This is a genomic window from Shewanella nanhaiensis (assembly GCF_019457885.1).
GTDB classification, from domain to species: Bacteria; Pseudomonadota; Gammaproteobacteria; order Enterobacterales; family Shewanellaceae; genus Shewanella; species Shewanella nanhaiensis.
The window spans coordinates 1-15,822 of record NZ_JAHZST010000021.1 but is presented as its reverse complement, the minus strand read 5'-3'; the positions used below and the strand labels follow the sequence as shown (position 1 = coordinate 15,822).

The window sequence follows — 15,822 nt, the reverse complement described above, 5'->3', positions numbered from 1 at the left end:
CGAAAACTCCCTTCTATGGCATGCTAGCGCCACTATCGAAAACAGATCTCGAAACCAAAGCCGAATACTTATTATGCCTAAAATTGCTGAAAACCCTTTAGTTCTTGTGGATGGTTCTTCATACCTCTACCGAGCTTATTACGCACCACCACATCTAACAAATTCGAAAGGGGAAGCGACTGGAGCAGTCTATGGCGTGATCAACATGCTACGCAGCTTACTTAACCAATATAAACCAAGTCAGATGGCTGTGGTATTCGATGCAAAAGGTAAAACTTTCCGTAATGATATGTACGAAGAGTACAAGGCGCAGCGTCCACCTATGCCAGATGATCTTCGCACCCAAATTGAGCCACTGCATAATATTATCCGCGCATTAGGTTTACCTCTTGTCTGTATTCCCGGTGTCGAAGCCGATGACGTGATAGGCACAATTGCAACACAAGCCAGCAAAGAGGGACGTGCCGTCCTGATCAGCACAGGTGATAAGGATATGGCTCAGCTGGTCGATGATAATGTCACACTTATCAACACCATGACCAATACCATTATGGGACCGGAAGAGGTGACTGAAAAGTTTGGTGTGGGACCTGAGCTGATTATTGATCTATTAGCACTGCAGGGCGATAAGGCAGATAACATCCCAGGTCTACCTGGTGTTGGTGAGAAAACAGCGGTCGCTATGTTGACAGGTGCAGGTAGCGTCGAGCAGATCTTAGCAGCTCCAGAAAAGATACCAGCTCTAGGCTTTAGAGGTTCGAAAACCATGCCAGCCAAACTCGCCGAACATGGTGAGATGCTTAAGTTATCCTATGAGTTAGCGACCATTAAACTCGATGTAGAGATGGAGCAAGATTGGAAAGAGTTAGTCATTGCGCCAGCGAATAAAGATGATCTGGTGAAATACTATGGAGAGATGGAGTTTAAGCGCTGGTTAGCTGAAGTATTAGACAATAAAGGCAACTCAGCTCAAAGCTCAGATAACAGTGCAGATGAAGCAGAGGTAATCCCACAGGCTATCGACGCCGAATATGAGACAATTCTGACTCATGAAGCCTTAGACAAGTGGATCGAGCGGCTCGCCAAAGCAGATCTCATAGCCATAGACACAGAGACCACCAGCCTAGATTACATGACAGCTAAGCTTGTGGGGATCTCGTTTGCAGTTGAGGTAGGCAAAGCCGCTTACCTTCCATTAGCACACGATTACCTCGATGCTCCTGCGCAACTCGATCTCGATGAAGCTATCGCCAAGCTTAAGCCTCTACTTGAAGATCCAAAGCTTAAAAAAGTGGGGCAAAACCTTAAATATGACATCAGTATCTTTGCCAATGTCGGCATCAAGCTACAAGGTGTTGCCTTCGATACCATGCTCGAGTCCTACGTATTTAACTCGGTAGCTTCGAAACACAATATGGATGATCTGGCACTTAAATACCTAGGTCATAAAAATATAAGTTTCGAAGAGATCGCCGGAAAAGGCGCTAAGCAGCTCACCTTTAATCAGATCGATCTCGAAACCGCAGCCCCTTACGCCGCAGAAGATGCCGACATCACCCTTAGATTACATCAACATCTATGGGCAAGATTAGAGAAAGAGCCTAAGCTTGCCTCGGTGTTTACCGATATCGAGCTGCCACTGGTTCAAGTACTCTCAAATATCGAGCGCCAAGGCGTACTTATCGATAGCATGATGTTGGGCCAGCAAAGTGAAGAGATCGCCATCTCTATCGATAAACTGGAACAAGATGCTTTCGAGATAGCTGGAGAAATCTTCAATCTAAGTTCACCTAAGCAGTTACAAGCACTCTTTTTCGAGAAGCTTGGCTACCCAGTGATTAAGAAGACACCTAAGGGAGCCCCTTCAACCGCTGAAGAGGTGTTAGTCGAGCTTGCCCTAGACTACCCACTGCCTAAGATCATCTTACAACACAGAAGCTTAGCGAAACTAAAAAGTACTTACACTGACAAGCTTCCCCTAATGGTTAATGCTCAATCTGGTCGAGTGCACACCAGTTATCACCAAGCTAATGCCGCAACGGGTCGTTTATCTTCTAGCGAACCTAACCTGCAAAATATCCCGATCCGAACCGAAGAGGGACGCCGCATACGCCACGCCTTTATTGCTCAAGAGGGGAAAAAAGTGCTGGCAGCCGATTACTCACAAATTGAGTTACGGATCATGGCTCACCTGTCTCAGGACAAGGGCTTACTCACCGCATTTGCTGAAGGTAAAGATATCCATAAGGCCACGGCAGCAGAGGTATTTGGTGTCGATTTCAGTGAGGTCACCACAGAGCAACGCCGCCGCGCTAAAGCCGTTAACTTCGGCTTAATCTACGGAATGTCTGCTTTTGGTCTGGCTAGACAGCTTGATATTCCTCGCGGTGAAGCACAAAAGTATATCGATACTTACTTCGACCGCTACCCAGGTGTGCTCAAATATATGGAAGACACCAGAGCGGAAGCCGCCGATCTTGGTTACGTCTCGACTCTTTATGGCCGTAGGCTCTATCTACCAGCGATTAAAGATAGAAACGCCATGCGCAGACAAGCCGCCGAGCGCGCCGCAATTAACGCGCCTATGCAGGGGACAGCCGCAGATATTATCAAGAAGGCGATGATCAATATTGCTAACTGGATCGAATCTGAAACCCATGGTGAGATCACTATGATCATGCAGGTACACGATGAATTGGTATTTGAGGTCGATAGCGATAAAGCTGAAGCATTAAAAGAGCAGGTATGTAAGATGATGGCCGATGCAGTCAGCTTAGATGTCGAACTACTCGCCGAAGGCGGAATAGGCGACAACTGGGAGCAAGCTCACTAACGTCTCTGTATAAAAGTAACCAACATAAAGCCTCTAGTCTCTAGAGGCTTTTTTGTTTTTTGACCTTTGTTTCTCTAAAAAACAGCTAATGCCCCCTCTTCACAACCCTGAAAAGCATAGATGTGGCAAAAAGATCAGAATCTGATGAAAAAGCACTCAAAAAGAGCTAACCGATTTATATATAGGCAAAAAATCATAATAATGAGATCAAAATCTGGATAAAAAAGCCTCTTGAGGTTGGACCTGTGTCACATTGTTACGCTTTTATTTGAAAAACAGTTTTCTAAATTACGGTCAATAAGGTATTATTCTCTGCGTAGGGTACAGAGGTTAAGATGTTCTATCTTTCAGACCTTTTTAATTCGCTAGTTATAGTGAATAGCCAAATTATGGCGCCTCAGCAACTTAGTTTGCTGGGGCTTTTTTTCGCCTAAAATTTAATTTAGAGCATTTACTTTAAAAGTACCTTTATTCCATGTATGCTATCGATATTGAGTGTCAAAAAGCTTAGCTAGTTGGTACTTGAGTCTTGTTGAATTTAGCTTCTCCCCAAAAGAGCTAATTGGGCCGATGGTTTTTCCGTCGGCTATTTTTTTATCTTAAATTCAATATCCTAGAAAAACTCTTCCTTAGTAAAACTCCATAACAGCTCCATTTATCACTGCATAATGAATTAATTGCATCTGCTTATGGCAACAAAAAGCCCCGACCTCATAAAATGAAATCGGGGCTTGATTATTCTGTTCAGCCTTAGGTATAAATTTACTGGCCTTCGCTCTCATCAGCGGCTTCAGCTTCGGCTATCGCCTCCATTAACCATTCAGGATGACACCACTCATTCAAAATACTCAGCACTTTAGGCTTACCTAAGCCTTTTAACGATGAAAATGCTTCGACCTTGACTCGGTCATCATAATCACCAAGGTGTTTTCTCACCTCGTTAATCATCTTCATTCGCTCACTCTGCTTCATCTTGTCTGCTTTGGTTAACAGAGCAAGCACAGGGATCTCACTTTCAACTGCCCACTCAATCATCTGCATGTCGAGATCTTTAAGAGGGTGCCTGATATCCATCAAAACCACGACGCCAGTTAGACATTGACGCTCTTGCAGGTATTCACCTAGGGCGTACTGCCACTTTTTCTTCAGTGCCAAAGGCACCTGAGCAAAACCATAGCCAGGCAGATCCACCAGTCGGCGGTGTTCATCTAACTCAAACACATTAATTAATTGTGTTCTTCCTGGGGTTTTACTGGTTCTTGCTAACCCTTTTTGGTCGGTTAGCATATTCAATGCACTCGATTTACCGGCATTTGAACGACCCGCAAACGCGATCTCCACCCCTGCATCTCCCGGTAAATACTGGTTAAGATGCGCAATATCAGGAGCACTGATTAAAAACTTTGCTTTACGAAAATCCATACGAGATTCAGTCACTACCGACTCCAAAAATATGATGTTTTGCACTTTAAATATCGAAGAGTTGCTTACATTTTCACAATTTCGTGTAAAATATTACCTCGATCACAATAAGTACATTTTATCACGCTTGCGAGCTATGCTAGTAAGCTCAGGACAAAAAATTTAACAAATAAGTTGGAACGCCATGAAAAAGTTAGCTCTTGCGCTATCTGTTTTAGCCTCAATCTCTTCACCTGCAATGGCAGAAGGTAATGCTGAAGCAGGAAAAACGAAAGCCGTCGTTTGTTCTGCCTGTCACGGTGTTGATGGTAACAGCATGATAGACATGTACCCTAAACTTGCCGGTCAACAAGCGACTTACCTTGAAAAGCAGATACGCGATTTCCGCAGCGCTGCTCAGACTGGTGGTAAAGAGGGTCGTAACGATCCAATCATGGGCGGAATGGCCATGATGCTTAGCGACCAAGATATTAAAGATGTCTCGGCATTTTACGCTTCACAGACACAAACTCAAGTGGAAGTCGCAGATATTCCTGAACTAGGTGAGCAGCTATACAAGAGCGGTGATGTCGCTCGTGGCATTACTGCCTGTATCGCTTGTCACGGTCCTAGTGGAGCAGGTTCTGAACTAGCAGGTTTCCCTGCAATTGGCGGACAACATGCTAATTATCTCACGATCCAGATAAATAAGTTTCGCGATACAAGTCGTAACAACGATTTAAATGGCATGATGCAAGATATTGCTAGCAAGCTTACAACTGAAGATGCTGAAGCATTATCTAAATATATATCAAGCCTTAAGTAACATTTAGGCATGTTAAAAAAAGGTGGCGAGGCCACCTTTTTTTGTACTTTAGCATTACCTTTACGTAAACTTACCTTAAAAACATGCTTGACAGGGATCACAGATTTAGGTTTAATTGAGCCCGTACCGAGATGAACCCATCTGTTTGTATAAAATATCTAATAACAACTTACAGTTTTCGGTTACAATTACATTTAAGATATAAGAATAAATATATTCAATAACAATAATATAATTAAGACCACTCTCTAAAAATAATAAAGAGTTGTGATTTCACTTGAAATCCAGGTCAGTAACACTTTTGTAAGGAACTTGGTTAGGAAGGCCAAATAGCTCTAGTAGCACTCCCTTACAGGTTTAGAGAAGATTACTCCGCAGCTTGCTGTTTTAGAGTAATGATTAACTAAGCTAACAGTAAACCAAACAGGGATGGTTTATTAAACGTCAAAGATGACGATTTGGATAGTGATGTGTCATGAAGACCATCTACGGAAGCTGTGGTCAGGATGACTCAGGATATTAAGAAAGTGTCTGGATGACCGACAACTAAAATACTATGCATGGAAAGCAGCCAAAAAAAAGATGGATACTGACCGGGAAAGTCGCATAGCAAGTACGGAAACTTGGAACAAGAATTGGTGTCTTTGACACTTTTTGAAGGCGACAGTCATACTGTCGCCTTTTTTTATGCTATTTTGTCATAGGACCTATCTCGATTGGTGAATGCTGAAGATGCACAGATGCCCCCTTTGCCACAATACTGATACCTCTCTATTTCACCGCAACAAAAAACGCGACATGTATACATGCAGTCACTGCCAGTTAATTTTTTCCGATGCGACCTCTCACCTTCCCCCTCAAGTTGAGAAGAATAGATATCTTGAAAGCAACAGAAAGAAACAGACTGCACTGACTCAATTTCTTATCAGTTTAATTGCGCAATGTGAACAAGGTTCATCAGCGCCACTATCGGGCCTGAACTTTGGTCGAGTGCTAGACTCAAGCTCACTTTCAAGTACGGGCCTATATCAGCACAATATTGAGCAATATGATCCCTTCTTTGCACCTGATCATCACCTATTAAAGCAGCATTATGACTATATCTGCTGCTATAAAGTATTTGAACATTTCCGCTTTCCTTTTAAAGAGTGGTCTCTGCTAGGCACCATGCTCAAACCTGGAGGCTGGCTCGCCATTAGCACCAAATTACTCACAGATATCCGCTCTTTCGATAAATGGCACCACAAGAATAATCTGACCCATGTCAGCTTTTATCAACGCTCAACTTTCGAGTACCTAGCCGAGCAGGCGGGTTTTAAGCTATTATTCGCAGCAAATGATCTCATTTTGGTGCAAAAACCATCAGGATCTGATATAACACGCGGCCAAAGTTAGCTAGCTTGATATTTCATCGGCGCTTCCATACCAAATTCGTATTACCAGTTATTGAGAAAACCCATGGCACACTCTAAAAAATCGCGTAAAGCTAATGAAAACTCACCTAAGTTAGCTCCCAGAACCAAAAAGAACGAACGTGTTCTTTCAGGTAAAAAGAAAGACACAGGCAATAAAGCCGGTAGCCGCCACAATGAGAAAGTTGTAGGTAGTGTAAACGGCACTGCGGCCCAGAAAAAAGATCCTCGTCATGGCAGCAAAGTGGCTGTAAAACTCGATCTTCCCTCTAAGGTTGTTGCGCCTAAAAAAGAGAAAGGGCCAAAGCTCACTGATGAGCAGAAGTTACTTAAGCTCGAAGATGATCCAAGACTAAACCAGCTTCTTGATATGCTTGAAGAGGGACGAGAGTTACCACAGGACGATCAAAAGTGGTTAGAGAAACAACTTAATCAGATCGAAGCGCTAATGGAGCGTTTAGGCATCACCGAAGAGGACGATCTTGAGCATGTGATGAAGTCTGTCACCAACAGCGATGACGATCTATTCGATAAGTTTGAGTCGGGCGCTGATCTGCTTAAAGATTTCCAAAACAAAGAATAAAGACTTTCTACTTCCTAAAATGGCATCGATATTGATGCCATTTCTCTATATATGGATAAAAGATGACAACAGCACTGCTTATACTCGGTTTTATCATAGTGGCTTCTCTAGCCTGCTACGCCACCATATTAATACTCAAACTACGTAAGCAGACTGCCGATAGAGTAGCAAAACAAGCTGAGCTAGATGCCGCCCATAAAGCTAAACTTGAGGAGCACTTAGATAGTATCCGTTATATCGCTACCGCAATGTTAGAGGATAGGTGTGAGCTATCAGAAGGTGTGATGAGAATTGCCAACTTATTCAATATTATCTCGCTATCTGAGCAGGTGGCCAACGACTACCCAGCTATCTTTAAACACTTTGCCGTGATTGAGTCTCACCCCATTATGGCCGAACGTAAGCAGCTTGAGAAAAGAGCTCGCATGAAACTCGACTATGCTCGTATGCGCTCAGAAGCCGAATTAGAGACAGAAATTTTGCAAGAAGCTAAACTACTCACCACGTTTACTCCTTCTCCTCTGCATTAATACTTTTTAGGTAAAGCTAAGAATTAAATAGGATAAAAAGGGTTAAGGCGTGAGTCCGTGCACAAATTCTCCACTGGAACACTGACATTCACCTCGATTTCAGGGATATTCTTTCACTCTTTAATTATGCAGACTTCATTTTTATAACATGGATCATAGTTATCCAATGAATAACGATGCATACTTTACACCTTGCTAAATTACTACCCGGAGGACACGCCTTGAAGCAGCCCACCCAAATTAGTTGGGATCAGTCAATGATCGAAAAATACAATTACAGCGGTCCCCGTTATACGTCTTACCCTACGGCATTGGAATTTGATGACTCTTTTACTGAAGAGAAGCTACTAACCTCCATTGCAAACAGCAAAAGCGATAAGCTATCTCTTTATCTCCATATCCCTTTCTGCGCTAAGCTTTGCTACTACTGCGGCTGTAATAAGGTGATCACTCGTCACCAGCATAAAGCCGATCAATATATCGAATACCTAGCCGCTGAAATCGTTAAACGTGCTCCGCTGTTTAAGAACTACCTTGTGACTCAAATTCACTGGGGTGGCGGCACACCGACCTTTTTAAGCCCAGATCAGATCCTAAAGCTCTCCTCACTTATCAAAGAGCACTTTAATGTCGCCGATAAGGGCGAATACTCTATCGAAGTGGATCCACGTGAGATTGAGCTCTCTATGCTTGATACTCTTAAAGAAGCGGGCTTTAACCGCATCTCTATCGGTGTACAAGATTTCAATAAAAAGGTCCAAATCGCAGTAAACCGTGAGCAAGATGAGCAGTTCATCTTTGACCTAATGGCCAGAGCCAAAGAACTAGGCTTTGTTTCAACAAACATTGACCTTATCTATGGCCTGCCACACCAGACACCTGAAACTTTCGCAGAGACAATGCAACGCGTGTTGGATCTCGACCCCGATCGTTTATCTGTCTTTAACTACGCGCATCTGCCAGCCCGTTTTGCAGCTCAGCGTAAGATTAAAGATGAAGATCTAGCATCACCTCAGCAGAAGCTAGATATGCTCCACCAGACTATCGAAACCTTAACCGGTGCAGGATACCAGTACATAGGTATGGATCACTTTGCTAAGCCAGATGATGAGCTGTCGATTCTGCAAAATGAAGGTCGTCTGCACAGAAACTTCCAAGGTTATACCACTCAAGAGGAGTGTGACCTATTGGGACTGGGTGTATCATCAATCAGCCAGATCGGTGACTGTTATGCTCAAAACCAAAAAGACATTCGCCCTTACTATGAGTCAGTAGATAAGTCAGGTCATGCACTGTGGAAAGGTTGTAGCTTAAACCGTGACGATGAGATACGTCGTGTGGTGATTAAGCAGCTTATCTGTCATTTTGACCTTGATATGGCTCAAATCGATGAGAAACTGGGTATTAACTTTGAAGAGTACTTCAGTGAAGACCTTAAACTACTGCAAACCTTTATCGACGATAAGCTAGTCGACATCACAGACAGAAAGATCACCATCAGCCCCACTGGCCGTTTGTTGATCCGTAATATCTGTATCTGCTTTGATGTTTACTACCGTGAAAAGGCAAGACAGCAACAATTCTCTCGCGTTATTTAACGAGAAGTAAAAGTTAAACCATGAAAAGCCGACCTGAGTGTCGGCTTTTTTATCGATAAACTCCTCACACTAGCTGTTCACCTAAGTGATAATCACAGCGAAAACCAACAAGATTGCATACAAAATTCTAAAATAATGCTAGGGTCTCTTCTGCTTAAAAATCCAAATTATAAAAACAGATAAAGGACTTTTTATGTACAAAATACTTGTACCTAGTTTACTCGCTATCAGTTTAACAGCCTGTCAGGTAAATACTGCACCGGAGGCAGCGAGCCAAATAGTTCAAACTCAGGCAAACCTGTCACTGCAAAATATGATTGATGAGGCCTGGGAGATCACTTTAGATGCCAGCCCCGACTTTGCCTACTCCCAAGGGGATTTAAGCCAGGCAGGCAAGCTCACCAACTTATCTCCTGACAGCCTAGCTAAGCTAGATAGCAGGCGCCAAGCCGTGCTTAACAAACTCAAAGCCCTCGACAGAGAGACACTTTCAAAAGAGGAGTCGATCAACGCACGTATCCTACAAGATCAACTCCAAAACGATGTCGACCTCTATCGCTATAAAGATCACTATCTCCCTATCTCATCGGAGAGTGGCTTTCACGCCTACATAGGCTCAATAGCTAAGGCTCGCTTTGCTAATGAACAGGATTACACCAACTACCTGCAAAAACTCGCAGCTCTGCCTCAATACTTTGCCCAGCAAACTTATTGGCTCCAACAGGGCTTAGCAGCAGGTATCACCCCGCCTAAGGTCACCCTCAATGGATTTGAAAACAGCATCAGTGCTTTTCGAGTACCTGTAGAGGAGAGTGGTTACTTCAAGCCTTTCACTCAGTTTCCCAAGCACTTTAGTGAGGCACAAAAAACTGCTCTAACAAAGCAGGGCCATAAGCTGATTGAGAAGCAAGTTCTCCCTCTTTACCAGCAGTTCTATGACTTTATGACTCAAAGTTATATTCCTAACGCCCGCACTAGCATAGCCACGGCAAGTTTACCCGATGGCGAAGACTTCTATGAAAACCGAGTCAGGTACTACACCACCTTAGAGATGACCTCAGATCAAGTCCATAAACTAGGGCTACAGGAGGTCAAACGTATACGCGGTGAGATGGAAGCAATTATTGCAGAGGTGGGGTTTAAGGGAACATTTGCTGAATTTCTTAACTTTCTTCGTACCGATCCCCAGTTTTACCCCAAAACCAAGGAGGAGTTGCTAAAAGAAGCCGCCTATATCGCCAAGAAAGCCGATGCAATCTTGCCTAAGTATTTCGGTAAACTGCCACGCACCCCCTATGGCATTCAGGAAGTACCAGCAGAAATAGCCCCCAAGTACACCACGGGACGTTACTCAGGTTCTAGCCGAGATGATGAACCAGGTTACTACTGGGTCAACACTTACGCCTTGGACAAACGTCCACTCTACGAGATGGAAGCCTTAACACTCCATGAAGCTGTTCCTGGTCACCACCTGCAGATAGCCCTCAATACTGAGTTGACCTCATTACCAAACTTTCGCCGTTACAGCTATATCTCAGCCTTCGGTGAAGGTTGGGGCCTCTATTCCGAGTTCCTAGGATTAGAAGCGGGCTTCTATCAAGACCCTTACAGTAATTTTGGCCGACTGACCTATGAGATGTGGCGCGCCGCACGACTCGTTGTCGATACAGGTATGCATGCTAAAGGGTGGAGCCGTCAACAAGCATTGGACTTTATGGCAAGCAACACCGCGCTATCGCTACACAACGTCACGACAGAGATAGACAGGTATATCTCATGGCCTGGACAAGCGCTCTCCTATAAAGTCGGTGAGCTCACCATTAAGCGACTACGAGCCCAAGCCGAACAGGAGCTAGGAGAAAAGTTTGATATCAGAGCCTTTCATGACGCTATACTCGAAAACGGCTCAGTGCCCATGTCAGTGCTGGAGCAGCAGATCCAAGATTTTATCTTGACCCAAAAAGGATAGCCAACTTGTAGTTTGTGAGCCACGAGAAACATAGTGGCTCACAAACAGTTTCGGTATACACTGGCTAATACGCATAACGAACTCTATAGAAGATATGTCTCTAGCCCTAGATCAACAAACACACGCTCAAACCCAAGTTGCTGATACCAGTTTTTCATCGGAGCACGCACTCAACACTGCTGAGCAGCAGGCATTTTGGCAAACAGTCACCCAATCGGTCATCAAAACCCCTGACAATATCAACTTAGCTTATGCTTATGTGGCACACCCAACTAGTACCAAGGCTATCGTGATCAGCAGTGGTAGAGTTGAATCCTATTTAAAATACCAAGAGTTGATATTTGATCTTTACCATCAAGGCTATAGCATCTATGCCATCGATCATCGTGGCCAAGGTCTTTCAAGTAGAATCACAGCCAATCCACATCAAGGACATATAGACAGGTTTGATACCTATGTCGAAGATTTCGCCCTCTTTATCGACGAGATAGTGGCTCCAAATCAGCACCAAGAACTGTTTCTAGTTGGCCACTCTATGGGTGGTGCCATAGGTACTCTTTATCTGGATAAACACCCACAGACATTCAAGGCGGCTGTTTTCTCTGCCCCCATGTATGGTATTAAGCTACCTATTAGCCGCCGCTTTATCCGCTGGCTGGCTAAGCAGTTAGACACGAGCTCACCCAGCACTGAGCCCAACTATATTTTGGGTGGTAAAGATTACGCCCCTGAAGCTTTTAGCAAAAATGATCTTACCCATAGTCAGTTGCGTTACGAAAATTACCGCACACTCTATGAGATCCACCCTGAGCTACAACTTGGCTCACCGACCAACCATTGGTTATTTGAATCAATTGATGCAGGGGAGAAGACGGTTGAGGCAGCCAAAAACAGTGATACGCCCATCTTAATCCTGCAGGCTGATGAAGATACCATTGTCGATAACTTCGCCCAGTATCACGCCGTCAGTGACCGCTGTAAGCTTATCAATATCCCTAATGCTCGCCATGAGCTCTTTATGGAGCAAGATGAGAGCAGAGACTTGACGCTTATGGAATTAATTAACTTCCTAGATAAATATTCCGCGAAGCCATAATAGGTTTCAGAACTGTATTTATAAGCAGGTTAGCCTAGCGCCTTGAATCATATCTCGTTTGAGTAGAGATTGAATAAACGCCTCTTCATCTAAGGGGCGACTAAACAGATAGCCTTGAAATGTATCGCAATCATGATCTCGCAAAAACTGATGCTGCTCCTGCGTCTCAACCCCTTCAGCCACGACCTTAAGGTTTAAGCTGTGAGCCATATTAATGATTGCTTTAACGATAGCATTAGAGGCGTCATTCTCACCTATTTTACTCACGAAAGCCGCATCTAATTTAAGCCTAGATAGAGGTAAAGTTTGCAGATAACTTAACGAGCTGTAACCCGTGCCAAAATCATCAATTGCAATTGAGATCCCTGACTCTTTCAACACATGCATTCTCTGTTTAATGATATCCAGATTGGTCAATAAGGCATATTCGGTCAACTCAAGCTCTATAGTATCGGCAGCAAGACCCTGCTCCACGATTTCAGCAAGTAGATTTTCAACAAAGAGCTCTTGATTGAACTGTCTTGCACTAACGTTAATGGCTACCGAAGATAAAACAATGCCGCGTGCTTTCAGCCTCTTGATAAAGTAACAGGTCTCCTTTAGCACCCAATAACCTATCTCTTGAATCAGACCGCTTCCCTCGGCAACGGGAATGAACTCAGCTGGGGAGATAGGGCCTTTCTCAGGGTGTGTCCAACGCAATAACACCTCTGCACACACAATTGCACCATCCCTATCGAGGATCGGCTGAAACACTAAAGAGAGCTGCTCTTTGACGATTGCACGCTTTAATTCGCTGCTGATCCACAGACTCTTTTGCGCAATATCCTCCATCTCCCTGTTATAGATTGCATGGGCATCTCGCCCCTTCTCCTTTGCCTGATGCATCGCAAGATCAGCATGCTGCAGCATCTGCTCCGGCTCCATATTGGCAAGATCACTAAGAACACAGATCCCAACACTGGCAGAGATATTTATTGTCTGGTTAGTAATATGAAAACTTCTACCCACCATCTGACGGATCTGGCTAGCCAAAGCGACTGTGCGTCTATTAACACTAGTCAAATCATCTCCTAATGACTTAACCAATAAAACAAACTCATCTGAGCCTAAACGAGCGATCACAACATTCGTTGAAAAGTGGCTCGATAAACGCGCCGCCACCTTAATTAAAATCCTGTCGCCTCTGTGATGGCCTAAAGCATCGTTAATCATCTTGAAATTATCAAGATCGATCACAAACAGGGCCGCGAAATCATTTTGTTGATGAAGCTTAAGCGCATAAAGCTCATCAAGTAGAGCACTTCGATTTGCCAAGCCAGTTAAAATATCATGTTTGGTCTGGTGAATAATCGCTTGTTGATTTCTCACATCATCAGAAACATCGGTATGAGTACCGATCATCCGAACTGGTGCTCCAGTTTCATCCCAATCAACAACCATTCCCCTGTCTAGTACCCAGATATAGTGGCCTTCCTTATGCTTAAGCCTATGTACGCTCTCAAACTCCTCCATCTCATTATTAAGGTATTGATTTAACAGCTTTAGTGCTTCTATCTTATCTTCTGGGTGCAGTAGCTCCTGCCAGGTATTTAACTCATGTTTTAATTCATGGACTTCATAGCCAAGCATCTCTTTCCACCGATCAGACAGAAACACTTCATTGCTCTTTAAATTCCAATCCCAAATACCATTCTTCGATATTTCAACGGCAAATAACCATCTCTTCTGACTATCATTAAGCTGCTTCTTACTATGGTTCAATTTATCCGAGAAATCTCTAAGGTGCTCCTGAATCGCCACCACTTCACTGAAGATGGCAGTAACAGGTTTATCATTCGAACCTAAACCATTAGGCAACTCAGTCGAACTACTTGCTTTGAGTCCCAAAGTTCTCAAGGGGCGTATCAGATAGATATGTAGAAGAAGTAGGAATAACAAGATACCAATCAGACTCACAGCGACTGAGCGTATAAAGCTAGATTGCACGTCATTATCTACCTTATTTATCAAAGGGGAGATGTCATACTCCATATAGATAAGATCATGAAGATCTGCTTTATCATTTTGGAAGTTGGTATGCAGAGGGTAATAAGTTTGTATCGACAATCGCTCGGAATTAACGAAGGTTGTCGGCATGCTCTCCTTGATAGTACGACGATGAAGCTCCAGATCATAACCATCGATAACTTGAGTCGCTAAACTGTCTCGCCATACTAGATGATTAGCAAAACGTATCACGCTTTTACTGTTTAACACCGTATAAACCATGATACTCAAATCTGCTGCCGCTAAAGAGATCTCCTGCTCTATTCTGGCTGAATCCTGCATAGAAAGCCCCGACTCAACAATATGCTGCATTCTAATCAGATGCTGCTCGATATGAGCAACTTCAGTGGAGATCGCCTCCTCCCGTTTCTCACTGCGCTCATAAAAATAATCCGCAGTCATCAGGCAGAGATAGAGGAGAGATGTAAAGATCGGAATACCATAGGCTAACGAAGGCCTAAACTTTTTAAACAAGAGCAAAATACCTAAAAGAACAAATAATCACAAAAACGCACATACCCTATGCTAACGATAATTCTCCTGTGAGGCAAAATAACCCACGATTTAATAACTAGATAAATAGAAAATACACAATTTTATAGTTAAAAAGACCATATTTGTATGAATAAGAAACACAGTGAAAAGGCCATCGCTGAAGGCTTTGAGCAAGAGAAATGTAAGATGAACTGACTTTTAATTTTTCCAAGCAGATCTGTTAAGCACGGATGCTGTTGGACGGGACTACCGCTACATTAAAAACATTAAATTCCAGACACGAAAAAGCCCTAGCATTCTTAGTTTATAAGAGTTGCTAGGGCTTATCGTAATGTTTGTGGGTGAGTACAACGATAGCTGTGAGCTTACGGTAGAAAAACTGTTCCTGACGTTTTCTACATTCCCTACATCCATGTTGGTTAGCGCGAAGCAAAGCGGAGCTGGGGCGGACTTGCTCTTATCAAGAGACGAACCCGCGCCCCCCGGCGTGACAGGCCGACTATCTCTAATAAAAAGCCCTAATATCTCCATGGATGGAGGTATGCTCAACATTGTCTGGAACAATGTGAGTCCAACTGAACTACGAAGTGCATGGAAGTACAAATGCCGTGAAGACCAAGGATGGTCGAAAGTGACCGCTCCTTTGCTTTTTTCTCTTAAACGAAAAAAGCCTCTACATTGCAGCAGAGGCTTTCGTCTTTGTGTTGGCGGAGCGGACGGGACTCGAACCCGTGTGCCTTCGGCACGCGAGACAGGCCGCTCTCTATTTAATAAAGAGTCTAACCAACTGAACTACGAAGAGCATGGATGCACAAATGTCACGAAGAGCATGGATGCTTGAGAGTGACCGCTACTTTAGCAAATTGCTTGCGCATTTCACCTTAATTTTTCTTTGAAAGACGCATACGAAAAAGCCCTAGCATTTCTGCTAGGGCTTATCGTAATGTTGGCGGAGCGGACGGGACTCGAACCCGCGACCCCCGGCGTGACAGGCCGGTATTCTAACCAACTGAACTACCGCTCCTTTAGT

The 15,822-nt window shown here is 43.8% G+C and carries 11 protein-coding genes and 1 tRNA gene; 9 read left to right on the top strand and 3 right to left on the bottom strand.

All coding sequences use genetic code 11. The features are described 5' to 3' along the window. Positions 1 to 73 precede the first annotated feature (73 nt). Entirely contained in the window at positions 74 to 2,833 is a 2,760-nt protein-coding gene (gene polA / locus K0625_RS21160; protein ID WP_220111502.1) for a DNA polymerase I, read from the top strand. A 762-nt stretch (positions 2,834 to 3,595) separates the two neighbouring features. Here the strand turns inward: polA and yihA are convergent. Continuing rightward, positions 3,596 to 4,270 (bottom strand): ribosome biogenesis GTP-binding protein YihA/YsxC, encoded by a 675-nt coding sequence (gene yihA, locus K0625_RS21155; protein ID WP_220111453.1) that lies wholly within the window; start codon positions 4,268 to 4,270, stop codon positions 3,596 to 3,598. A 169-nt stretch (positions 4,271 to 4,439) separates the two neighbouring features. Between yihA and K0625_RS21150 the strand changes: the two genes are divergently transcribed. From K0625_RS21150 to K0625_RS21120, 7 genes are all read left to right on the top strand, one after another. Then, the gene (locus K0625_RS21150) at positions 4,440 to 5,060 is read left to right on the top strand and encodes a c-type cytochrome (protein WP_220111452.1); all 621 of its coding nucleotides are present in this window, start codon (positions 4,440 to 4,442) and stop codon (positions 5,058 to 5,060) included. A 732-nt stretch (positions 5,061 to 5,792) separates the two neighbouring features. Next, on the top strand, positions 5,793 to 6,455 hold the full coding sequence (locus tag K0625_RS21145) for a class I SAM-dependent methyltransferase (RefSeq protein WP_220111451.1): 663 nt from the start codon (positions 5,793 to 5,795) through the stop codon (positions 6,453 to 6,455). Between the two features lie 63 nt (positions 6,456 to 6,518). Beyond that, the gene (gene yihI / locus K0625_RS21140) at positions 6,519 to 7,055 is read left to right on the top strand and encodes a Der GTPase-activating protein YihI (protein WP_220111450.1); all 537 of its coding nucleotides are present in this window, start codon (positions 6,519 to 6,521) and stop codon (positions 7,053 to 7,055) included. 62 nt (positions 7,056 to 7,117) lie between these two features. Next, positions 7,118 to 7,585, top strand: coding sequence for a DUF2489 domain-containing protein (locus K0625_RS21135; RefSeq protein ID WP_220111449.1), 468 nt, complete (start codon positions 7,118 to 7,120; stop codon positions 7,583 to 7,585). A gap of 221 nt (positions 7,586 to 7,806) precedes the next feature. Beyond that, complete coding sequence (gene hemN, locus K0625_RS21130) at positions 7,807 to 9,183, top strand: oxygen-independent coproporphyrinogen III oxidase (RefSeq protein ID WP_082930835.1); 1,377 nt, start codon at positions 7,807 to 7,809, stop codon at positions 9,181 to 9,183. Positions 9,184 to 9,376: 193 nt separating this feature from the next. Then, positions 9,377 to 11,152 (top strand): DUF885 domain-containing protein, encoded by a 1,776-nt coding sequence (locus tag K0625_RS21125; protein WP_220111448.1) that lies wholly within the window; start codon positions 9,377 to 9,379, stop codon positions 11,150 to 11,152. A gap of 94 nt (positions 11,153 to 11,246) precedes the next feature. Further along, on the top strand, positions 11,247 to 12,248 hold the full coding sequence (locus K0625_RS21120) for an alpha/beta fold hydrolase (RefSeq protein WP_220111447.1): 1,002 nt from the start codon (positions 11,247 to 11,249) through the stop codon (positions 12,246 to 12,248). Positions 12,249 to 12,266: 18 nt separating this feature from the next. Here the strand turns inward: K0625_RS21120 and K0625_RS21115 are convergent, their stop codons facing one another. Beyond that, complete coding sequence (locus K0625_RS21115; RefSeq protein ID WP_232847223.1) at positions 12,267 to 14,771, bottom strand: bifunctional diguanylate cyclase/phosphodiesterase; 2,505 nt, start codon at positions 14,769 to 14,771, stop codon at positions 12,267 to 12,269. A 562-nt stretch (positions 14,772 to 15,333) separates the two neighbouring features. On the opposite strand from K0625_RS21115, the gene K0625_RS21110 reads away from it, so the two are divergent. Further along, on the top strand, positions 15,334 to 15,633 hold the full coding sequence (locus K0625_RS21110) for a hypothetical protein (protein WP_220111446.1): 300 nt from the start codon (positions 15,334 to 15,336) through the stop codon (positions 15,631 to 15,633). Between the two features lie 106 nt (positions 15,634 to 15,739). Here the strand turns inward: K0625_RS21110 and K0625_RS21105 are convergent. After that, positions 15,740 to 15,816 (bottom strand) — tRNA-Asp (locus K0625_RS21105). Positions 15,817 to 15,822: the final 6 nt, after the last annotated feature.